At 47.7% G+C, this 20707-nt stretch carries 13 protein-coding genes; all 13 read left to right on the forward strand.

Annotated elements, in window-relative coordinates; all coding sequences use genetic code 11:
- The first annotated feature begins 195 nt into the window (after nucleotides 1-195).
- The 13 genes from NC99_RS07745 (at nucleotide 196) to NC99_RS07810 (ending at nucleotide 20619) form a co-directional block, all read left to right on the forward strand.
- Nucleotides 196-756, forward strand: a complete 561-nt coding sequence (locus NC99_RS07745) for an RNA polymerase sigma factor (protein ID WP_157624658.1) — start codon at nucleotides 196-198, stop codon at nucleotides 754-756.
- 142 nt (nucleotides 757-898) lie between these two features.
- A complete protein-coding gene (locus tag NC99_RS07750) occupies nucleotides 899-1984 on the forward strand; it encodes a FecR family protein (RefSeq protein WP_053181835.1) in 1086 nt (361 codons plus the stop codon).
- Between the two features lie 193 nt (nucleotides 1985-2177).
- The gene (locus NC99_RS07755) at nucleotides 2178-5555 is read left to right on the forward strand and encodes a TonB-dependent receptor (protein ID WP_082326369.1); all 3378 of its coding nucleotides are present in this window, start codon (nucleotides 2178-2180) and stop codon (nucleotides 5553-5555) included.
- Between the two features lie 19 nt (nucleotides 5556-5574).
- Nucleotides 5575-7458 carry a RagB/SusD family nutrient uptake outer membrane protein gene (locus NC99_RS07760; RefSeq protein ID WP_053181838.1) on the forward strand — a complete coding sequence of 628 codons (1884 nt, stop codon included), beginning with the start codon at nucleotides 5575-5577 and terminating at the stop codon, nucleotides 7456-7458.
- 12 nt (nucleotides 7459-7470) lie between these two features.
- On the forward strand, nucleotides 7471-8172 hold the full coding sequence (locus NC99_RS07765; RefSeq protein WP_053181842.1) for a DUF3823 domain-containing protein: 702 nt from the start codon (nucleotides 7471-7473) through the stop codon (nucleotides 8170-8172).
- An 81-nt stretch (nucleotides 8173-8253) separates the two neighbouring features.
- On the forward strand, nucleotides 8254-9240 hold the full coding sequence (locus tag NC99_RS07770) for a family 43 glycosylhydrolase (RefSeq protein ID WP_053181846.1): 987 nt from the start codon (nucleotides 8254-8256) through the stop codon (nucleotides 9238-9240).
- Between the two features lie 102 nt (nucleotides 9241-9342).
- Nucleotides 9343-11400, forward strand: a complete 2058-nt coding sequence (locus tag NC99_RS07775; protein WP_053181849.1) for a beta-L-arabinofuranosidase domain-containing protein — start codon at nucleotides 9343-9345, stop codon at nucleotides 11398-11400.
- Between the two features lie 4 nt (nucleotides 11401-11404).
- Entirely contained in the window at nucleotides 11405-12430 is a 1026-nt protein-coding gene (locus tag NC99_RS07780; protein WP_082326367.1) for a family 43 glycosylhydrolase, read from the forward strand.
- Nucleotides 12431-13057: 627 nt separating this feature from the next.
- A complete protein-coding gene (locus NC99_RS07790; protein WP_204374938.1) occupies nucleotides 13058-14140 on the forward strand; it encodes a glycoside hydrolase family 43 protein in 1083 nt (360 codons plus the stop codon).
- Between the two features lie 33 nt (nucleotides 14141-14173).
- Complete coding sequence (locus NC99_RS07795; protein WP_053181854.1) at nucleotides 14174-15373, forward strand: enolase C-terminal domain-like protein; 1200 nt, start codon at nucleotides 14174-14176, stop codon at nucleotides 15371-15373.
- A gap of 8 nt (nucleotides 15374-15381) precedes the next feature.
- The gene (locus NC99_RS07800; RefSeq protein ID WP_053181858.1) at nucleotides 15382-16479 is read left to right on the forward strand and encodes a glycoside hydrolase family 43 protein; all 1098 of its coding nucleotides are present in this window, start codon (nucleotides 15382-15384) and stop codon (nucleotides 16477-16479) included.
- Between the two features lie 29 nt (nucleotides 16480-16508).
- A complete protein-coding gene (locus NC99_RS07805) occupies nucleotides 16509-17663 on the forward strand; it encodes an aldose epimerase family protein (RefSeq protein WP_053181861.1) in 1155 nt (384 codons plus the stop codon).
- A gap of 235 nt (nucleotides 17664-17898) precedes the next feature.
- Nucleotides 17899-20619 (forward strand): alpha-L-rhamnosidase, encoded by a 2721-nt coding sequence (locus tag NC99_RS07810; protein ID WP_053181864.1) that lies wholly within the window; start codon nucleotides 17899-17901, stop codon nucleotides 20617-20619.
- The last annotated feature ends 88 nt before the right edge of the window (nucleotides 20620-20707 follow it).

A 20707-nucleotide genomic window follows, 5' to 3' on the forward strand; every position in this document is an offset into this window, starting at 1 on the left:
CGAGAGAATGCTGCGGGCACTTCTTTTAGTTTTATAAAGGGACTTATCAGCCCGACTTTGGAAGAAAAAAACCTCCCAATCCTTTAACTGAGGTGTTATTTGGACTTTTTATTTCGTACTTTGGACCAGGATTTAAAAAAGACAGGAGATTGACAAGTGCCTAAGCAAACTGGAAATATCGATCGTGGGCTGGTTATGAAGATGAAGAGGGGAGATATGAAAGCCTTTCAGGAGCTCTTCGTAAAGTATGGCGAAAGACTGTATGAGTTTTCTTTTTCTTACCTGAAAGAATCATTTGTCGCTGAAGAAATTGTGCAGGATGTTTTTCTGCGGATTTGGGAGATGAAAGATGATCTTGATGAGGATCGATCATTCAAAAGTTTCATCTATCAAATGACGGTGAATAAAGTGTTCAACCATATGAAGCACCAGGTTGTCCGGCAGAAATATGAGAAATATATCCTGAATTTTAACCATTCTTTTGGCGATAGCCCCGAAGCGCAACTTCAATTGAGTGAGTTGGATGCGCGTATCCGTTCCCTTCTTGAAAAAATTCCAGAGCAACAGCGAAATGTATTCAAATTAAGCCGAGTAGAGGGCTTGTCAAATCCTGAGATTGCCGAGCAACTGGGTCTATCCATCCGAACGGTAGAAAATCAAATCTACCGGACCACAAAATATTTGAAAGAGCATTTGAAAGGAGAATACCTGTTTATCCTTTTTTGCCTTTGTCAAGGCATCCTGCCTTTTTGCTAGGCTTCTTTCCACCGCCATCTTCCAGGGATTGAGATGAATAATGCTTTAATCCAGATTGGTCTACTCCTGCACGTTAAAGATTCTCAAAAAAAATCAGTTTTTTTTTGAGTGTTCAGTTTGGCCTTCTTGTATTACCTGTGACATGGAAAAGAATTCAACAATAGAACCCCGATTTTTTCAGCTGCTTGAAAAACTCCATACAGGCGAATGTAGCTTGCAGGAGTTGTATGAGCTGGAAGCTTTCTTTGAGGAGGAGCAATCGGTTGTGGCACTGAAAAAAGGGATGATTCAGAGCCTGGAAGAAACGAGCTATCAGGTAAGCGGTCGTTTTATAAGCGATGATGCATTCCGGAAAGTGAAGTTACAGATCAAGCAAAAACAATACGATAAAGATTCCCGCTCCGTCCCGTTATATCTTCAAATCACAAAAATTGCAGCCGTCATTGTGTTGTCATTTGTTATGGGCGGATTGTTGGTCAATTTTCTGAATGCTCCGGGAGAACCGGAACCAGCAGCCTTCTGCGAAATTGAAGCACCACTGGGAGCAAAATCCAGGGTGGTTTTGCCCGACAGTTCGGTTGTTTGGCTAAACGCGGGAAGTACCCTCAGGTACTCAACCGACTTTAGCAAGGAAGAGCGAAATGTTGCTTTGGTTGGCGAAGGCTATTTTGAGGTGACCAAAAACGACAAACTGCCATTTCAGGTCAATGCCCATGGTTTTCTGGTTGAAGTTGTTGGAACCGAATTCAATATACAGGCTTATGAAGAGGAACCGGTCATAGAAACTATACTGGTTAAAGGCAGGGTCAAGTTGGATCATGAGCGGAAGATCATTGATGACCATGTTTTTATGGAGCCAAACTCAAAAGCCACGTTCTATAAAAAGAACGAAGATGCCCTGGCAAGTGGCAAACCACGTATGGAAATCCTGACTAATATTGATCCGCGACCACTGATTGCCTGGAGAAATGATCAGTTGATCTTTGAAAGTGAGATGCTGAAAGACTTGGTGGTAAAGTTGGGGCGTAAATACGATTATACCTTCGAATTTGAATCTGAGGAAATCGAAAACTATCGGTTTACTGGCACTCTCGAAGATGAAACCCTGCAACAAGTGATGGATGTCATTGCCATTACTTCGCCCATCGCCTACGAAATTAAAGGAAAAGTAGTAACCATAAATAAAGATTTGAAACGAACCAGAAATTTTAAAAAGTACTTAAGATGAACAAGAAAGGGAACAGATTGACCCATCCGTTCCCCTTGAAAAATGATTGAGTTAAATTTTAATCGATGCTGCATAAGTTGGTAGCTGCTGCAAGCATCTATTGTTAACCATTTAACAAACCAAATGTATGAAAAAAAATCGGATTGGATTTGTTTTCCCTGCGAGGGGTAAACTAAAAAAAACATTGCTTGTGATGAAACTAACAGCCATTTTTATCCTGGCTTTCCTGGTACAGGTAAACGCCTCAGTGTATTCGCAGAATACCAAGTTTGACGGCGACTACCGTGGTAAAACGATTCGGGAAGTCTTTACTGAAATTGAAAATCAAAGTCGCTTCCGCTTTTTCTTTAACGACGATTTCACCAACATCGATCAGGTGGTGAATTTTACCGTTAAGGATGCCAATGTTGAAGGGATTTTGAACCGACTTTTTGAAGGTTCGGATATCAGTTACAAAATCCTGGAAAACGATTTGATTGTCCTCACCACAACGCAAAGTGCGCAGGCGAGGATGATCACCGGGAAAGTGCTGGATTCGGGCGGAGAGCCTTTGCCCGGAGTAACGGTTGTCGCCAAGGGTACCACCCGGGGAACCATTACCGACTTTGATGGTAATTACTCCATCAGCCTGGAGTCGGGCGTAACCACGCTGGTGTTCTCGTTTGTGGGCATGGAGACCCTGGAAGTGGAAGTGGGCAGCCAAAGTGTGATTAACATTACCATGAACGAGTCGTCCATTGGTCTTGAAGAAGTGGTGGCGATTGGTTACGGTGTTCAAAAGAAAGAGTCGATAACAGGAGCCATTTCCGGCGTGACCGCTGAAGATTTAGACCGGGTGCATGCCACAACTGTTTCGGGAGCATTGGCGGGTAAAATTGCCGGGGTAACCTTCCGGATGCCGGACGGACGACCGGGGGCCAGCGCCACCATACAGATTCGTAATATGGGAAACCCCCTGTATGTTATTGATGGAATTCAAAAAGACGCCGGACAGTTTAACAACCTTTCTCCAAACGACATTGAAAGCATTACCGTATTGAAAGATGCTTCGGCAGCCATTTATGGGGTGCGGGCTGCAAACGGGGTTGTGGTTGTTACGACCAAACGTGGAAAACTCGGCACAAAAAATACCATCAATGTAGATGCTTATACAGGCTGGCAAAACTGGACCCGTTTCCCCGAAACAGTTGGTGCCTATGAATGGATGCTTGGTAAGGCCTATGCGGATATGAATTTGGACGGCGCAACCAACATTACACAAGACGAGTTGGACAAGTGGCGTGCCGGCACTGAGCCTGGTTACCAGAGTTTCGACTGGTATGATTTTATTATCCAACCCAATTCACCCCAAACATCAATTAACGTAAGTACTTCCGGTGGATCGGATAAAATCAACTATTATTTGTCAGTGACCCGCTTGGATCAAAACTCCATGCTGGGCCGCGAATTTACTTTTGGACGAACCAACTTCCAATCGAATGTGGATGCCAAGATTACCGATCGGATTAAAGTGGGTGTTTCGATCAACGGACGTGTTGAAACGCGCGACAACCCCGGTGTTCCCGGTGGTGATGATTATTGGGCTCCCCGTTTTGCCTTGTTCCGTAACCGGCCAACAGAACGTCCTTATGCCAACGATAATCCGGAGTACATCAACAACATCGGGCACATGGCCGAAAACTGGGGTTTGCTAACCAAGGAAAAATCGGGCTACTGGACCGAAGACTGGCGCGTGCTGCAATTGAACTTCACCGGAGAGTACGATGTCCCCATTGATGGTTTAAGTGTAAAGGGAACCTATTCGCATTACATCGCCGACCGCTTGATGAACGGGCACGAATATACTTACGAAGCTTATTCCTATTTTCCGGATACAGACGAATACCGGGTGACTTTCACCATGAACAACCCCTGGAGGGAACGTGGAACCCACAAAGTACTGGAGACCGTTTTGCAGGGCCAGATCAACTACGCCAAAGAGTTTGGCAAGCATGGTATTGCGGCAACTTTCGTGAATGAGCGCATTGAACGGCGCGATTTGGATGTTTGGGTACATGCCGTGCCAAAAACAAACGCTTTACCTTTGCTCCAATTTCCGGATATCGATACTTATAATGATTCGGATGATGAAAGTGCCCGGATTGGATACATCGGTCGTTTCAACTACAATTACGACAATAAATACTATTTGGAGTTGGCTGGACGTCAGGACGCATCCTGGAAATTCGTTTCGGATGAGCGCTGGGGATTTTTCCCATCGGCATCAGTGGGCTGGCGGATTACGGAAGAAAATTTTGCCAAAGCACTGCTGGGAGAGAGCAGTCTTGATTTGAAACTACGTGCCTCTTACGGGGAGCTGGGTGATGATAACATTAATATGGGAATTGGTTCTGGTGATGACAGATTTATTGGGAATTTCGCCTATCTGACAGGTTATGATTACGCTTCGCAAGCGGTGATTATGGATGGCGAGATTATTACCGGAGCCCGTGACAGAGGTGTCCCCATTAAATCCATTTCATGGTTTACCAGTACCATTACCGATATCGGTGCCGATTATTCGTTTATGAATGGTAAGCTAAGTGGTACGGTTGATTATTTCTACCGGAAACGCGAAGGCCTGCGCGGTCGCAAATATGATATTCTGATTCCGAGTGAGGTTGGCTACGACCTACCCGATGAAAACGTTGAGAGCGACGCGATCATGGGGGCTGAAACCTCTATTGCCTACAATGGGAAAGCTGGTGATTTGAACTATACTGTGGGTGGAAATATTTCGTTTGCCCGTGAGAAGTTTCTGGAATCCTACAAACCTCGCTTTGGAAACTCCTGGCGTCATTACCGTGATTCAAGAGAAGATCGCTGGACTGGTATTTTCTGGGGATATGAAGTGATTGGCCAGTTTGAATCGTTTGAGCAGATCAACAGTTGGCCGGTCAATAACGATGGACAAGGTAACCGGGATATGTTGCCCGGCGACTTGATTTATAAAGACGTGAACGGCGATGGGCGCATTAACGGTTTAGATGAACGCCCCATTGGTTTTCCAAGGAACCGGAACCCCATTGTTAACTTTGGTTTCCATATTAGCGCCGACTACAAGGGCTTTGACCTGAAAGCGGATTTCTCCGGCGGTTCAGCCTACTCTTACAACCAGAACTGGGAAATGCGTTGGCCCTACCAGAATACCGGTAACCTGCTGAAGCAGTTCTACGATGACCGCTGGCATCGGGAAGATCCGTACGACCTGAACAGCCAATGGATTGCTGGACGGTATCCGGCCTTGCGCTTTAATGCCGGTGGACACAACAACTACAATAAACAATCGACTTATTGGTTGACCAATGCACGTTATATCCGATTGAGAACCTTGGAAGTGGGCTACTCCATTCCGCAGTACCTGGTGCAGAAAGTGGGGATGCAAAAAGCCCGTCTGTATGTGAACTCCTACAACCTGTTCTCCATTGATAATCTCAGGAAACTGGGTGTTGAGCCGGAAGTGATGGATGAAAATGGTTTGCAATACCCGCAAAACAGTATGGTCAATGTTGGTGTTAACCTTTCTTTCTAACCTAAAAAAGAGAACGAATATGAAAAAATTTAGTTATATACTAATCTTTTTGCTGGCCTTTAGCTGGAGCTGCAATGACGATGATTTTCTGGACAGGGAGCCAACCAATATCCTGCTGGACCACCAGGTTTGGAATGATGAAAGTTTGATTTTGTCGGTGATATCAGATTTATATTTTCGGATTCCGGAATACCAAACCGTCGATAACTGGGCCAGTTATGCCGATTTTGATGAAGCCTTTGCTTCCAACTTTGGCGATTACTGGCGGCATAAAAATAATGAGTGGGGTTATGGCGACTGGAGCCTTTGGAATTACGATTACATCCGCGAATTGAATCTTTACATTCAAAAAGCCAGCTCGGAGCTGACAGATGAGTTGGATCCCGCGGTGAAAGCCCGGTTTGTGGCTGAAGGCCGATTCCTGCGTGCTGTCAATTACTTTGAATTGGTGAAACGCATGGGTGGCGTGCCGCTGATTTTGGAGCCTTTATCCTATGACTTTAGCGGTGATGCATCTTACCTGGAATACCCACGTGCGAAAGAATCGGAAGTTTATGATTTTATCCTGAGCGAGTTGGATGAAATTAAGAATGACTTGCCTAATGATACCGAGGTGAAAAGTCGTGCAACACAAGGCGTGGTGCTGGCTATGAAATCACGCGTGGCACTTTATGCGGCGTCCATTGCCAAGTATGGCGTCAATACGCCGAGCGTTTCATTGCCTGGCGGTGAGGTTGGTATTCCGGCCAGCATGGCCGACGGCTACTATACCATTGCCTTGGATGCAGCCGAAGAGTTGATTAACAACGGGCCGTACTCCTTGTACGAAAAGAAGGAAGATTTATCCGAAAACTTCTCCAGCTTGTTTATCGACAAAGCAAATAATCCGGAGGTGATTTTTGTCCGTGACTTTGTTCAAAGTGAACGCTGGGACGGACGTGCCAACCTGTGGACCTTGTGGAACCAACCTTGGTCGGGAGCCGAAGACCTGGAAGGTGGGCGCACCAATCCTTCGCTGAACCTGGTTCAGTCGTTTGAAATGCTGGACAATACTTTCCAGACTTTTGAGACGATGAGTGGTGGCGATTACGTCTATTTTGACAGTCCAATCGATATGTTTGCGGGACGCGATGCCCGTTTGGCAGGAACAGTCATGCTGCCGGGATCAAAATTCAAAGGAAAAGACCTGGATATTTGGGCGGGCTATATTTTAGCCGATGGAACCATCGTGACCGGAGATGAATTTGGTCAGCGGAAAGAACTTCCTGGGACAGATACTCCTCGCCAGGTTGTTGGTTTTGATGGCCCCATCGATGGACGTGAGTTTAGTGCCCAGTCTGGTTTCTATGTCCGGAAATTTATGGATACGGCAACAGGATCCGGACAACGCGGTTTGAAAAGTGACCGCTGGTGGGTGCGCTACCGTTTAGGTGAAGTATATTTGAATGCAGCCGAAGCCGCCTTTGAACTGGGCGACGAAGATGCTGCTGCTGAATACCTCAATGTGTTGCGTCGGCGAGCTGGTTTTACCATTGACCTGACTGCTGCTGATCTATCGTTTGATCGCATTGCCCACGAGCGCAAAGTGGAGCTGGCCTTTGAAGGACACCAGTTGTGGGACATGAAACGCTGGCGTTTGGCCCATGTGGTATGGAATGGTGAACAAGAACCACTGACTGACCAGCCTTGGAAAGCCGACGAAGTGAGTACCCGTGTGTTTGGCTTGTGGCCCTACAAATACTATGAGCCGGGAAGTCCGAACAACGAAAAATACGTATTCAAGCAGGTCGTACCCGGCCAGGTAACCGGAGCTGATCGTTTCCGTCTGGGTAATTACTATTCATTTATCAATGATGATATCAGAAATAACAATCCACAAATTGTTAAGAATCCGAACCAATAAAAACGTAGCAAAATGACGAAGATAAAATTAATCATATTATTGGGAGTAGTAGTCGGTTTTCTTACTTCTTGCGAGTGGGATAACTACGATGCCCCGGGATCCATGCTTCAGGGAAATATTGTTTACAACGGCGAAGCGATCAATGTCAGTTATAACGATGTGATTTTCGAATTATGGGAGCCAGGATGGCAGTTGGATATCCCCATCGATGTGACCGTTGATCAGGATGGTTCCTATTCCGCGCTGTTATTCAATGGTACCTATAAACTGATTATTCCTTCGGCTCAAGGGCCTTGGCGGAATAATGTAAACTCCACAACCGGTTCAGATACCGTTTTGGTGAACCTGAATGGCGATATGAATCTCGATATTGAAGTGGAGCCGTATTACATGATTCGCAATGCCCAGTTTTCGGCAAGCGGACGCGATGTAACCGCCACTTTCCAAGCTGAGAAAATCATCACCGATGCGGGTGCCCGCGATATCGAACGTGTGAACCTGTATATTGGGAAGACACAATTCGTGGATTTTCGAGGACCGGTAGCCAGTGCTGAAATCGGTGGTGGAGACATTGCCAACCCAAGCGCAATCAGCATGACGGCAACCGTACCGTCGCTGACACCCACCCAAAACTATGTGTATGCCAGGGTAGGCTTGAAGATTGCAGGCATCGAAGATATGGTATTCTCTTCGGTGCAGAAAATTGATTTATAATCATTTTTGTTGAAATTGGGGGCCATCCGGAATTGAATAATGATTCACGGATGGCCCTTTTTACTTGCAAAAAACTGAATCATGGTAAAAACGATTGGTTTACTGGTGGTATTATCCGCCTTTTTCTGTCTGAAGGGGAGCGCTCAAAGCTCCGGGGAAATGCTGTTTGGCGATACCTCGCGCCGGGGAGTTCCTTTTTCCAAAGACCCGCACGTAGTGAGGCTCAACGGCCATTACCTGATGTATTTCTCCATTCCCCCGTTTGATGGAAATCCAGACCCGATTAATGGCTGGGCCATTGGAATTGCTAAAAGCTCTGACCTGGTTGATTGGGAAAAAGTGGGAGAAATTTTGCCGGAGGGCGATTATGAAAAAAAAGGTTTGTGTGCTCCCGGGGCATTGGTCATTGACGGACAGGTACACCTGTTCTATCAAACCTATGGCAACTGGCGGACCGATGCGATTTGTCATGCTGTTTCCAGTGACGGAATTAATTTTGAAAGAAACCCTACCAATCCGATTTTTCGGCCTACCGGAGATTGGAACTGTGGACGGGCCATTGACGCTGAAGTTATTCGCTTCAAGGATCGTTATTTGCTTTACTTCGCTACCCGCGATTCCAGTATGAATATTCAAATGCAGGGCGTAGCCGCGGCGCCGCTTAATACCAACTTTAATCGGGAAGACTGGACCCAATTGACTGATGAACCCATTCTGGCCCCCAAATACCCTTGGGAGGGGCGGTGCGTGGAGGGGGCTTCCATTATTCAGCGTGGCGACAGCTTGTTTATGTTTTATGCCGGAGCTTATAACAATGCTCCCCAGCAGGTTGGTGTGGCTAAAAGTGCCGATGGCATCCTTTGGGAGCGGCTGAGCAATAAACCTTTCCTGCCCAATGGCGATCCCGGGGAATGGAACTCCTGCGAATCCGGACATCCCCACATTTTCGAAGACGAAGATGGACGCACCTATCTGTTTTTTCAAGGCAATGATGACTTTGGAAAAACATGGAAAATTTCGAAGCGTGAAGTTTTATGGACAGCGAATGGGCCCAAATTAATCGAATAAGGACGGAAACCGAAGTTTCGATGAGTAGTTAAACGGCTGTTGTTGTACTGAGAATAGAACATCTGGAAAAGAAATCGAACCAATAAAATAAATCGTATAAACATGAAACGAATCTTTTATTCTCTAGCTCTTTGTTTTTCAGTACTGGTAAGCTTCTCGTCCTGCCAGCAACCGGCTGATGATTCGCAGGCCACAGTCGTTGCTCATCCGGAACTCCATCAGCAAAATGATTTTTATTTAAGCAATCAGGCTCCCTTGCAGCCTGCCCATTTTATTAAATTGCCTTTGGGCAGTATTCAACCCAAAGGATGGATCCTTAAGTTGTTGGAACTGCAGAAGAATGGTTTGTGCGGTCACCTGGGCGAGATCAGTGCCTGGCTCGACAAGGAAAACAATGCCTGGCTTTCGGAAGGAGGCGATCACGGCTGGGAAGAAGTTCCCTATTGGCTGCGCGGATATGCCGATATGGCCTTCATTTTTGATGATGAGGACATGAAGCAAGAAGCCATGGTGTGGATTGAGGCCATCTTGAACAGCCAGCAGGAAAATGGTTGGTTTGGGCCCGAAGTGCGCTCAGGAAATGGTAATCTTGATTACTGGTCGAATATGATTGTGCTATTTACGCTGCAAAACTACTACGAATATAGTGGCGATGAGCGGGTGATCGACTTTATGACCAAGTATTTTCAGTTTGAATTGACCGTTCCTGATGAAGAATTTTTATCCAGCTACTGGGAAAACAGCCGGGGAGGCGATAACCTGTACAGCGTTTATTGGTTGTACAACCATACCCGAGATGCCTTTTTGCTTGAACTGGCGGAAAAAATTCACCGCAATACAGCCGACTGGACACAGAAATCGAGCTTGCCCAATTGGCACAATGTGAACATTGCCCAATGTTTTCGCGAACCGGCAACCTGGTTTATGCAGTCGGGCGATTCGGCTCACTACCATGCCTCGTACAATGTTCACGATCTGATTCGCCGCACCTTTGGACAAGTGCCCGGCGGCATGTTTGGTTCCGACGAAAATTCACGTCTGGGTTATATTGATCCCCGCCAGGGAACCGAAACCTGTGGCTTTGCCGAACAAATGACGTCCGATGGAATCATGATGCGCATTACCGGCGACCCACTTTGGGCCGATAACTGCGAAGATGTGCTGTTCAATAGCTTTACCGCAGCATTCACAAGCGATATGAAATCACTTCGGTACATTACTTGCCCCAACGGCGTAACGGCCGATGCCGAAAACCACCACCCAGGCATTGATAACCGCGGACCATTTCTCACCATGAATCCGTTTAGCAGCCGATGCTGCCAGCATAACCACGGACATGCTTTGCCTTACTACCTGCAAAACCTGGTGATGGCCAGCAACGACAACGGCTTGGCCGCCATCTTGTACAACTCCAGCGTAACCACCGCGAAAGTGGGAGATGGAACGGAAGTTACCTTGAATCAGGAAACCAATTATCCCTACGAAGAAGACATCCGGTTCAGTTTGAATATGGAGCAAAATGTCGCTTTCCCCTTATACTTACGTATTCCGGGCTGGTGCGAAAATGCTTCGCTGAAGCTGAACGGACAGCCAGTCCAGGTAAGCGCTCAAGCAGGTGCGTACGTCAAAATAGACCGCGAATGGGCCGATGGCGACCAACTGACTTTGAACTTGCCGATGAGCTTGTCTTCACGGACCTGGGCAGTAAACCAAAACAGTGTTTCGGTGGACTATGGCCCGCTGACCTTTTCGCTGAAAATTGATGAAGATTACCAAAAAATCAGCAGCATCGAATCTGCCATTGGCGATTCAAAATGGCAAAAAGATGCCGATCCGGAAAAATGGCCGGCCTATACCATCGATCCGAAAAGTCCGTGGAACTACGGCCTGATATTGGATCAGGAAAACCTGGAGGCCTCTTTAAAGATTGTTCGCAACGACTGGCCTGCCGATGATTATCCATTCTCACTGGAAAACACGCCGATTGAAATCCAGGCAAAAGGACGCCAGATTCCTTCATGGACGATCGATCAATATGGATTGGTTGATGTTCAGCCCAGATATCCGGTGCAGACCAGCGAACCTGTTGAAGACATTACCTTGGTTCCGATGGGAGCGGCCCGCTTGCGGATTGCGGCTTTCCCATTCTTAAACGAATAAAAAAATGAAGCATTTGCTGCGGATATTGACTTGCAGTTGTTTTGTGCTCTGCCTGGCTTTTGCCGAAGGCTGGGCACAAAACATGCAGCAGGCACCGGCACCCCTGTTTCGCGACCCGGTTTATGATGGTGCTGCCGATCCGGTGGTGTTCTGGAACCGGCACGAAAAACAGTGGTGGATGCTCTACACCCAACGTCGGGCCAACGAAAATACAGCCGATGTGGCCTATTGCTACGGAAACAGCATCGCCATCGCTTCATCGGATAATCATGGAAAAAACTGGGTGTACCGCGGAACGCTTGATCTGGAGTTTGAACGCGGGAAAAATACCTTTTGGGCCCCCGATGTGGTTTATGCCGATGGAACATACCACATGTTTCTGGCCTACATTCAAGGCGTACGCAACCACTGGGGCGGACAGGCGCGAATGGCTCACTATACAAGCACAAACGCCTGGGATTGGAACTTTGAAGGCTTGCTTTCCTTGTCGTCAGAGAATGTGATTGACGGTACGCTTTTTCAGGATAAAACCGGAACATGGAAAATGTGGTATAAGGAGAACAGCCAGTCGTGGCTGGCCGAAAGTGATGACCTGTTTAACTGGACCTGGCGCGATGAACCGGTGATTGCTGATCAGGCGCACGAAGGGCCCAAGGTTTTTGAATTCAATGGTTGGTATTGGATGGTGACGGATCAATGGGCAGGCATGGGCGTTTACCGTTCGGCTGATTTGGAACACTGGACCAAACAAGCCGAGCCGATCTTGGCTGGGGCTTCAAGCCGCCCCGAGGATACGCCCAGCGGAGCGCATGGCGATGTGGTGGTGGTTGGCGATCAGGCTTATATTTTCTATTTTACGCATCCCGGGCGAAAAACACATGGTGCTGCTACTCTGGATGCCGACGGAAAATATCCTTATTCGGAAAAGCGTTCTTCCATCCAGGTCGCTGAGTTGCTTGTCAACAACGGGAAACTGGAAGTCAAAGACCGAAATCAACCGTTTCATTTTTATTTGCCGGAGATGGAATAGATAATTTTTCAAAATCAAAATGATGGAGTATCTTGTCGTTCCGCCACTCGTCCCGTTGATGGCTTCGCCTGTTCTCCAGATGAATCAACAACCAAAGCTTTTAATCGTACATCGAACATTGAAAAGGGCAAACGGGACTTGGAAAAGTGCACAAGAAACATTGAAATCAATGCATGGCAGTTCGAAATCAATGCATGGCAGTTCGAAATCAATGCATGACAGATTGATGACAATGCATGGCTGATTGATAAGGGTGCATGACAGATTGATGAGGGTGCATGAAAGATTGAAGAGGGTGCATGGAAGGTGGATGACAATACATGACAGATTGATAACAATGCAGGGGCGATTGAAGACGGTGCATGGCAGAGTAATAACATTGCATGACAGATTGAAGCTTCTGCATGAGACCTTGATAAGAGTGCACGAGCGCTTGAAACGAAAAGATGACCTTTCGAAATGAAGAATGGAGAGAGAGCAGCCTGAGTTCGAAGCGTAGCAAAGATTTATGGCGGGAGGTAGCGCACCGACGAAAGCACAGCAGCCGATAGGGCACAGCCCGTCAAGCTGGATAGAAAGCAAAATGAAGAAATTGTATTTATAAATTGGCTTAAAATAGGATTTAAAATGAAAGCGAGAATTTTTGCACTTACCATGATCATCACCGTATCGGCCTTTGCCAATTGCGGTAAGACCGAAGTGGTTTCCGAAGATAAAGTGAAAACCACCTTTGCCAATCCGGTGTGGGATGGAGCGGATCCGTGGATGACCCAACAGGGCGATGACTATGTCTATTGTTATTCGGCCAACAATTCAATCATGCTTTCACGCTCCAAATACCTGACCCGCAAAGGAGAGCTGAAACGGATTTGGCAAGCACCGGCCAACAGCTGGAACAGCCACAGTGTGTGGGCGCCCGAAATCCACTTTGTAGATGGGCACTGGTATGTTTACTATGCGGCGGGCAGCACGCCGGGGTCTCCGTTTATTAATCAGCGAACCGGCGTTCTTCGTTCAAAAACATCCGACGCATTCAGCGATTACGAAGACATGGGCATGCTTTACACGGGCGATAATCCCGATGATCCAGAAAGCAATGTTTGGGCTATCGACATGACAATACTGGAGCACAACGGAAAACTGTTTGCCATTTGGTCGGGCTGGAAGGAGCAACGCGACACGGATGCTACGCCACAACATTTGTACATTCAGGAAATGGAAAATCCGTATACCTTGAAGGGGACGCGCGTATTGTTGTCGTCGCCCGAAGAAAGCTGGGAAACCGGTGGCCCGCTCAACCTGAACGAGGGCGCACAAATTCTGAAGAACGGAGATCAGGTATTTGTGGTGTATTCCTGCCGCGAGTCGTGGTTGAAGGAATACCGCCAGGGTATGTTGCAGTTGAATGATCCGGATGGTGATTTGCTCGATCCGGCCAACTGGACCAAGAAAGGCCCGGTGTTCGAAGGAACGGCTCAGGTGCATGGGGTGGGGCATGTCTCCTTTGTCAAGTCGCCCGATGGCACCGAGGACTGGATTGTTTATCACTCCAAAAAAACAACCGAGCCGGGATGGGACCGCAATGTACGGATGCAGCCCTTCACCTGGAATGCCGATGGAACCCCCAACTTTGGAACCCCTGTTCCGGCTGGAAAGGAAATTGATCGTCCATCGGGAGAAGCGGAAATTGAAGCCGCAGAAGCCCAGTAAAACATTGTTGAAACCTATAAACGAAACCAATACATGAAACGACGCAACTTTATCCAAACAGTTTCAGGAGGTGCAGCCGCCGCTTATCTGGCCGCAAATCCCCTGCTTGGCTTTTCTGGTGCCCATTCGGCGCAGGCCAGAGAGCTAAGTGAACATACCATCGATCAAGTGTTAACCAAAAGAGTCAGGATTCAATATCCACGCTTTGTCAGTAAAAATGCCATTCGTGGAAACCATGGTTGGGGCTACGACGAAACCATCTGTGAAGTCGTTACCAACCAGGGAGCCAAAGGCTGGGGAGTTACCCTTTGGGGACGATCGGCTGAGGAAGCCTCGGCCCACTTGGTCGGCAAAAAAGTGTCTGAAGTGTTTGCGCCTGAACTTGGATTGATAGAGCCGAAAGGCGCTTATGCCGACATTGCCTTGCACGATCTGGCCGGAAAAATTCTGAATAAGCCGGTTTACGAGCTGATGGGCGCAAAACAGCCGGAAACAACGGTTTGCTACAGTGGCATGATCTATTTTGATGATTTGACGCCGTTTTACAATCAGCCGATGGGCGTGGATATTATTCTGAAAGAGTGCCAGTTTGATTACGATTTGGGCTATCGGCAGTTTAAATTGAAAATTGGCCGGGGTAACAAGTGGATGCCCAAAGCAGCCGGAATCAAACGCGATATCGAAGTCACAAAACTCGTCGCCGAAGCTTTCCCTGATTGCGATATCTTGGTGGATGGCAACGATGGTTATCCACTCGAAGATTTTGAACAGTATCTGAAAGGAATCGAAGGGGTGAAGCTTTTTTGGATTGAAGAACCTTTTCGCGAAACCATTGAAGATTATACCAAACTGCGGGCTTTATTGAAAGAAATGGGAATTGAAACCCTCCTGGCCGACGGCGAAGCATCTCCCGATCAGGATTTTCTGATGCAGCTGATGGAGGCCAGGCTGATGGATGTGCACCTGACCGACATTCAGGATATTGGTTATACCGGCTGGCGCAAACTCATGCCCGAACTCAAACGCCTGAAGGTGTTTGCTTCGCCGCATGCCTGGGGTTCGCAAATTAAAACCAACGCTGTGGCTCATTTAACCGGAGCCTATGGAAATACGGTGACCATTGAGGGGGTCACCTGCATTTCGGATGATGTGGATTTGGGGAACTATCGATTGGAAAACGGAAAATTAATTCCATCTTCAGCTCCTGGATTTGGGATGCAACTAAATAAATAACCATTGAAATGAATTTAAAAACTACTATTCTACTTTTCACAATCGTCGGTTTTCTGCTCGGAGCGTGCCAGGAAAAAAAGGCGGAAAAATTACAAGTGCAAAATCCTCTACCAGTTGAGTTTGGCGATCCGTACATTCTGAAAGCCTCCGATGGTATGTATTACATGATTGGAACCGGAGGTGTCAATGACGGTTTCAAAATGTATTCTTCAACCGACCTGACTGAATGGAAAGATGAAGGACGAATCTACCAGGGCAATACGGACGACTCGTGGGGGATCGCCAACTTTTGGGCTCCCGAACTGTATGAGCTGGATGGAAAGTTCTACCTGCTGTTCAGTGCCGACTGGCGGATCAATCCGACCAATGAGCTGGAGAATTTCCGCATTGGTGTGGCTGTTTCCGATACGCCAACCGGCCCCTACACCGATTTGTACGACCGCCCAATCTTTGATCCGGGCTATCCGGTCATTGACGGCAACCTCTGGTTTGAAGACGGCAAAGTGTATTTGTACTATTCGCGCTGTTGCTACAAAAATCCGGTGGAAAGCGAAGTGGCTGACTGGGCCCGTGAGCAGGGAATGTTTGATGAGATCGAAGAAAGCTGGGTGTACGGTGTTGAAATGAAGCCCGATTTTTCTGGCATTGTGGGTGAGCCCGAACTGCTGCTGCGTCCGCCATTAAGCATGGACGATCAGCAGGCCGAGTGGGAGAGTCGCTCTGTTACCTCAGGCGAAGTTAACCGCCGCTGGACCGAAGGCTCTTACATCTTCAAGGAAAAAGATACTTACTACATGATGTATTCGGCCAACTTTTTTGGCGGGAAAAACTATGCGGTGGGTTATGCCACATCGAACTCGCCCATGGGGCCATTTCAAAAAGCCGACAACAACCCGGTTTTGGAGAAGAATGTGGAGCAGGGCGGGATTGTCACCGGCACCGGCCACAACATGATTACGCTCGCCCCTGATGGAAAAACCAAGCTTTGTGTTTATCATGGGCGAACTTCCGAAACGGGCGAAAACCGGGTGGTCTTTATCGATCCGATGGAAGTGACCGAAGATGGCAGGTTAATCGTACATGGCCCGACAACAGGCAAGAAATAAATCATTCAAATATTGATAAAAGCAAAAAAATGAATCGGACAAAACTAATTTTTATTCTTTTGGCGGCTGCCGTCATCCAGGTGGCATGCAGTCCCAAACCTGCGGAAACAGAAAAAACTTGCGGTAACCTCAATGCTGAAGACTTTCAGACGACGATCAACGGCAAGGAGACCAATTTGTACTTCCTGCAAAATGGCGAGATTTCCGCAGCCATTACCAACTATGGCGGCCGCATCGTCAGTCTATGCGTGCCGGGAAATGATGGTGAATTGGCTGATGTGGTTCTGGGTTTCAGCAGCATTGATGGCTATCTGAATGCGACCGAAGTTTTTCATGGTGCCTTAATCGGACGCGTGGGCAACCGGATTGCCAAAGGTGAATTTACTTTGAATGACGAAACCTACACCCTGCCAATTAATAACGATCCCAATCATTTGCATGGTGGGCCCGAAGGCTTTCACAATGTGGTTTGGGATGTGGAATCGGTGACTGAAAACAGCATCGTGCTGACTTATCTTTCGAAGGACGGCGAGATGGGCTATCCTGGAAATCTGACTGTGGAAGTGACCTACACCTTAACGCCCAACAACGAGGTGAAGATGGATTACAAAGCCACAACCGACAAAGCCACGCCAGTGAATTTGACCAATCACGCATTTTTCAACCTGGCAGGCGAAGCAAACGGAACCATCAACAATCATTTGCTCACCATCAATGCCGATTATTACACACCGGTTGATTCGACGCTGATTCCGCTGGGAGAGAATGAGTCGGTTGCAGGAACGCCTTTCGATTTTAGAACCGCAAAGTCCATTGGACAGGACCTGCCTATGCAAGCCGAGAACGTACAGTTGCAAAATGGCTTGGGCTACGATCATAATTTTGCCTTGAATAAAACTGCAGTTGGCGAAATGACTTTGGCAGCCACCGTGGTGGAGCCGGAAAGCGGACGTAAAATGGAAGTGCTGACCGAAGAACCCGCCCTTCAGTTTTATGGCGGCAACTTCATGGATGGATCGGACACCGGAAAGTATGGAAAGACGTTTGACTTCAGGGAATCTTTCGCTTTGGAAACCCAGCATTTCCCGGATTCACCGAACCAGGAAGCCTTCCCGTCAATTATTCTGAACCCGGGCGAAGTGTACGAAACCAGCTCAATTTACCGGTTTAGCACAGTTCAATAACGGGTATTGAAACGAGCAACGGAGAGCCTCATTTTAATGTTGAATAAATGATGGCAGGAAAACAGGCTTTCGCAAAAACGGGAGCCTGTTTTTTTATGAAGGATACAGGACAGGCACAGGATAGTACCGGATGCGTTTGAACAGAAAAAGCGCTTTCTTTTGTATCTTGTTGAACGATTTTAAAAATCGATAGATCAGAATCAGATTATAAACGACAATAACCTAATTATTAACCATGAGTAAAAAAGGAATTCTTTTAGTTTTGGCTATTCAATTCATTGGATTAATGGCCTTTGCACAAGTTCAGGTAACCAATCTGCTCGTTGAAAACCGGATGGAGCCTGCGGGTATCGATAAGCAGGCGCCACGCCTGAGTTGGCAACTGCTTTCTTCCAAGCGGAATGTCATGCAAACTGCTTATGAAATTCGGGTGGCGACCGACCTGAAATCGCTTGAAAAAGGAAATAACCTGAGCTGGAATTCAGGGAAAATCAATTCTGAACAATCGGTTTATGTACCCTATTCAGGAGACGAGCTGTTGCCCGGAACGACTTACTACTGGCAGGTTCGGGCTTGGGACAACCAGGGAAAACGCTCAAAATGGAGCGAGCCTTCACATTGGCTCACAGGAATCAAGGATGTTGACAACTGGAAGGCCCAATGGATTCAGGTGGGCTTTGAGGAAGAGGAAGGACGCCCTTCACCTTTATTTCGAAAAGATTTCAGCAGTGCCAAAAAAGTGAAGCAAGCGGTAGCCTTCATTACTGCAAAAGGGGTTTATGAAGCCGAGATTAACGGTCAAAAGGTGGGCGATGCTTGTCTGGCCCCATTCTGGACGAGCTACAACGAAAGATTGCAGTACCAAACCTACGATGTGACTGAGCTGGTGAAACAAGGAACCAATGCCGTGGGTGTGACCCTGGGGAGCGGTTGGTATCGTGGAAACATCGGTTTTAGCGGACAGGTCAATGTTTATGGCAGCGAGCTGGCCTTGCTTTTTCAGTTGGAGCTCACTTATGAGGATGGCAGCAAGGAGCGGATTGTGTCCGACGATTCTTGGAAATCATCGACTGGCCCCATTGTGTATGCTGAGCTTTATCATGGCGAAACCTACGATGCCCGCCTGGAAAAAGCCGGTTGGTCAACGCCTGGATACGACGACAGCGCCTGGAGTGGGGTTGAAGTGAAGGATTATTCCAAAGATATTTTGATCACCACCGAAAATGAGCCCATTCGCAAGAAGGAAGTGTTTCATCCAGTTGAGATTCTGACCACGCCCGAAGGTGACCAGGTCATCGACTTTGGACAGAACCTGGTGGGCTGGGTGCAAATGAAAGTCTCTGGAAATGCGGGCGATCAAGTTTCCATTACACACACCGAAGTCTTGGACAAAGATGGAAACGTTTACCTGGAAAGCTTGCGGTCGGCCAAACAAAAAAATACCTTTATTCTGAAAGGCGAAAGCGTGGAGGAGTTCGAGCCGCATTTTACCTGGCAAGGGTTTCGCTTCATCAAAGTGGAAGGCTACCCGGGCGAGCTGAAACCGGAAAATTTTACCGCCACCGCGCTCTATTCCGATATGGAGCAAACAGGCTCTTTTGTTTGTTCCGATGAGCTGGTGAACCAATTGCAGCACAACATCCAGTGGGGACAGCGTGGCAACTTTCTGGATGTGCCAACCGATTGTCCGCAGCGCGATGAGCGCCTGGGATGGACTGGCGACGCACAGGCTTTTGCCCGTACAGCAACCTTCAATTTTCGGGTGCATAGCTTTTTCGATAAGTGGCTCAAGGACGTAGCTGCCGACCAATACGATAATGGGGGCGTTCCCTTTGTGGTGCCCGATGTGTTGAGAAACGGGCAGGTCAGCCCGGGGTGGGCCGATGTAGCTACGGTAGGCCCATGGACCATGTATTTGGCCTACGGTGATAAGGATTTGCTGGCGCAGCAGTACGAAAGCATGAAGGGGTGGGTGAATTACATCAGTTCCGTCAGTTCTGATGACTTGTGGAAGCCTGACTTTTCCTTTGGCGACTGGCTATTCTACCGGCCTTTTGACGACAACTCAGGCATGTCGGCTGTAACCGATAAAAGCTTGATTGCGCAAGCCTTTTATGCTCACTCGACGCAGTTGCTCATCCATGCTGCCCAGGTGCTAAACAAGCAGGATGATGTGACGAAATATGAGCAGTTGTTGAAGAACATTAAGCATTCTTTTGTGCAGGAATATATGACGCCAAACGGCAAGCTGGTTTCGGGAACACAGACGGCCTATGTTTTGGCACTGAACTTTGACTTGCTTCCTGAAGACTTGCGTGAGCAGGCGGCCAAACGACTGGTCGACAATATCCGGACCTACAATACGCACCTGACGACAGGTTTCCTGGGCACGCCTTACCTGTGTCATGTGTTGTCGCGCTTTGGGTACAACGATGTGGCTTACGAACTGTTGATGCAGAAAAACTACCCTTCGTGGTTGTATCCGGTGACCATGGGTGCCACCACCATTTGGGAACGCTGGGACGGCATCAAGCCCGACGGAACCTTCCAAACGCCCGGAATGAACTCGTTTAACCATTACGCCTACGGTGCCATTGGCGATTGGATGTACCGGGTAGTAGCTGGAATTGATACCGAAGCGGAGAATCCGGGATACAAGGGAATTCAAATCAAACCGCATATTGGCGATCAACTCAGCCATGCCAAAGCAGAATTGAAAACCTACTACGGAACTGTAGTTTCCGGATGGGAAAAAGTGGGTGACAAGCTGAAACTCAATGTTAGCATTCCGGTGAATACCAACGCGATTGTTTATGTGCCCGCGTCAGCTACGTCGGCCGTGACCGAAAGCGGGAAGCAACTAGCTGACGTATCGGGTCTTGAAGTTGTTGGCCACGAGGACGGCTACGTCGTGGTGAAACTTGGCTCGGGAGCTTACCAGTTTGAAAGTAATTAGCGAGCGATATGAAACTTTTTGTCAGTGTTTTGTTTGTTTTGCTTCTGTCGATCGTGGTTTACGCCCAGGCCGATGAGGATTCCACGGA

The sequence above is a fragment of the Sunxiuqinia dokdonensis genome, assembly GCF_001270965.1.
Classification (GTDB): Bacteria; Bacteroidota; Bacteroidia; order Bacteroidales; family Prolixibacteraceae; genus Sunxiuqinia; species Sunxiuqinia dokdonensis.

Bases quoted from the DNA above. Each gene is read 5' to 3' on its own strand.
- NC99_RS07770 (WP_053181846.1), top strand. From the start codon at position 8,254: ATGGTAAAAACGATTGGTTTACTGGTGGTATTATCCGCCTTTTTCTGT.
- NC99_RS07800 (WP_053181858.1), top strand. From the start codon at position 15,382: ATGAATTTAAAAACTACTATTCTACTTTTCACAATCGTCGGTTTTCTG.
- NC99_RS07750 (WP_053181835.1), top strand. From the start codon at position 899: ATGGAAAAGAATTCAACAATAGAACCCCGATTTTTTCAGCTGCTTGAA.
- NC99_RS07755 (WP_082326369.1), top strand. From the start codon at position 2,178: ATGAAACTAACAGCCATTTTTATCCTGGCTTTCCTGGTACAGGTAAAC.
- NC99_RS07810 (WP_053181864.1), top strand. From the start codon at position 17,899: ATGAGTAAAAAAGGAATTCTTTTAGTTTTGGCTATTCAATTCATTGGA.
- NC99_RS07805 (WP_053181861.1), top strand. From the start codon at position 16,509: ATGAATCGGACAAAACTAATTTTTATTCTTTTGGCGGCTGCCGTCATC.
- NC99_RS07790 (WP_204374938.1), top strand. From the start codon at position 13,058: ATGAAAGCGAGAATTTTTGCACTTACCATGATCATCACCGTATCGGCC.
- NC99_RS07760 (WP_053181838.1), top strand. From the start codon at position 5,575: ATGAAAAAATTTAGTTATATACTAATCTTTTTGCTGGCCTTTAGCTGG.
- NC99_RS07745 (WP_157624658.1), top strand. From the start codon at position 196: ATGAAGATGAAGAGGGGAGATATGAAAGCCTTTCAGGAGCTCTTCGTA.
- NC99_RS07795 (WP_053181854.1), top strand. From the start codon at position 14,174: ATGAAACGACGCAACTTTATCCAAACAGTTTCAGGAGGTGCAGCCGCC.
- NC99_RS07780 (WP_082326367.1), top strand. From the start codon at position 11,405: ATGAAGCATTTGCTGCGGATATTGACTTGCAGTTGTTTTGTGCTCTGC.
- NC99_RS07765 (WP_053181842.1), top strand. From the start codon at position 7,471: ATGACGAAGATAAAATTAATCATATTATTGGGAGTAGTAGTCGGTTTT.
- NC99_RS07775 (WP_053181849.1), top strand. From the start codon at position 9,343: ATGAAACGAATCTTTTATTCTCTAGCTCTTTGTTTTTCAGTACTGGTA.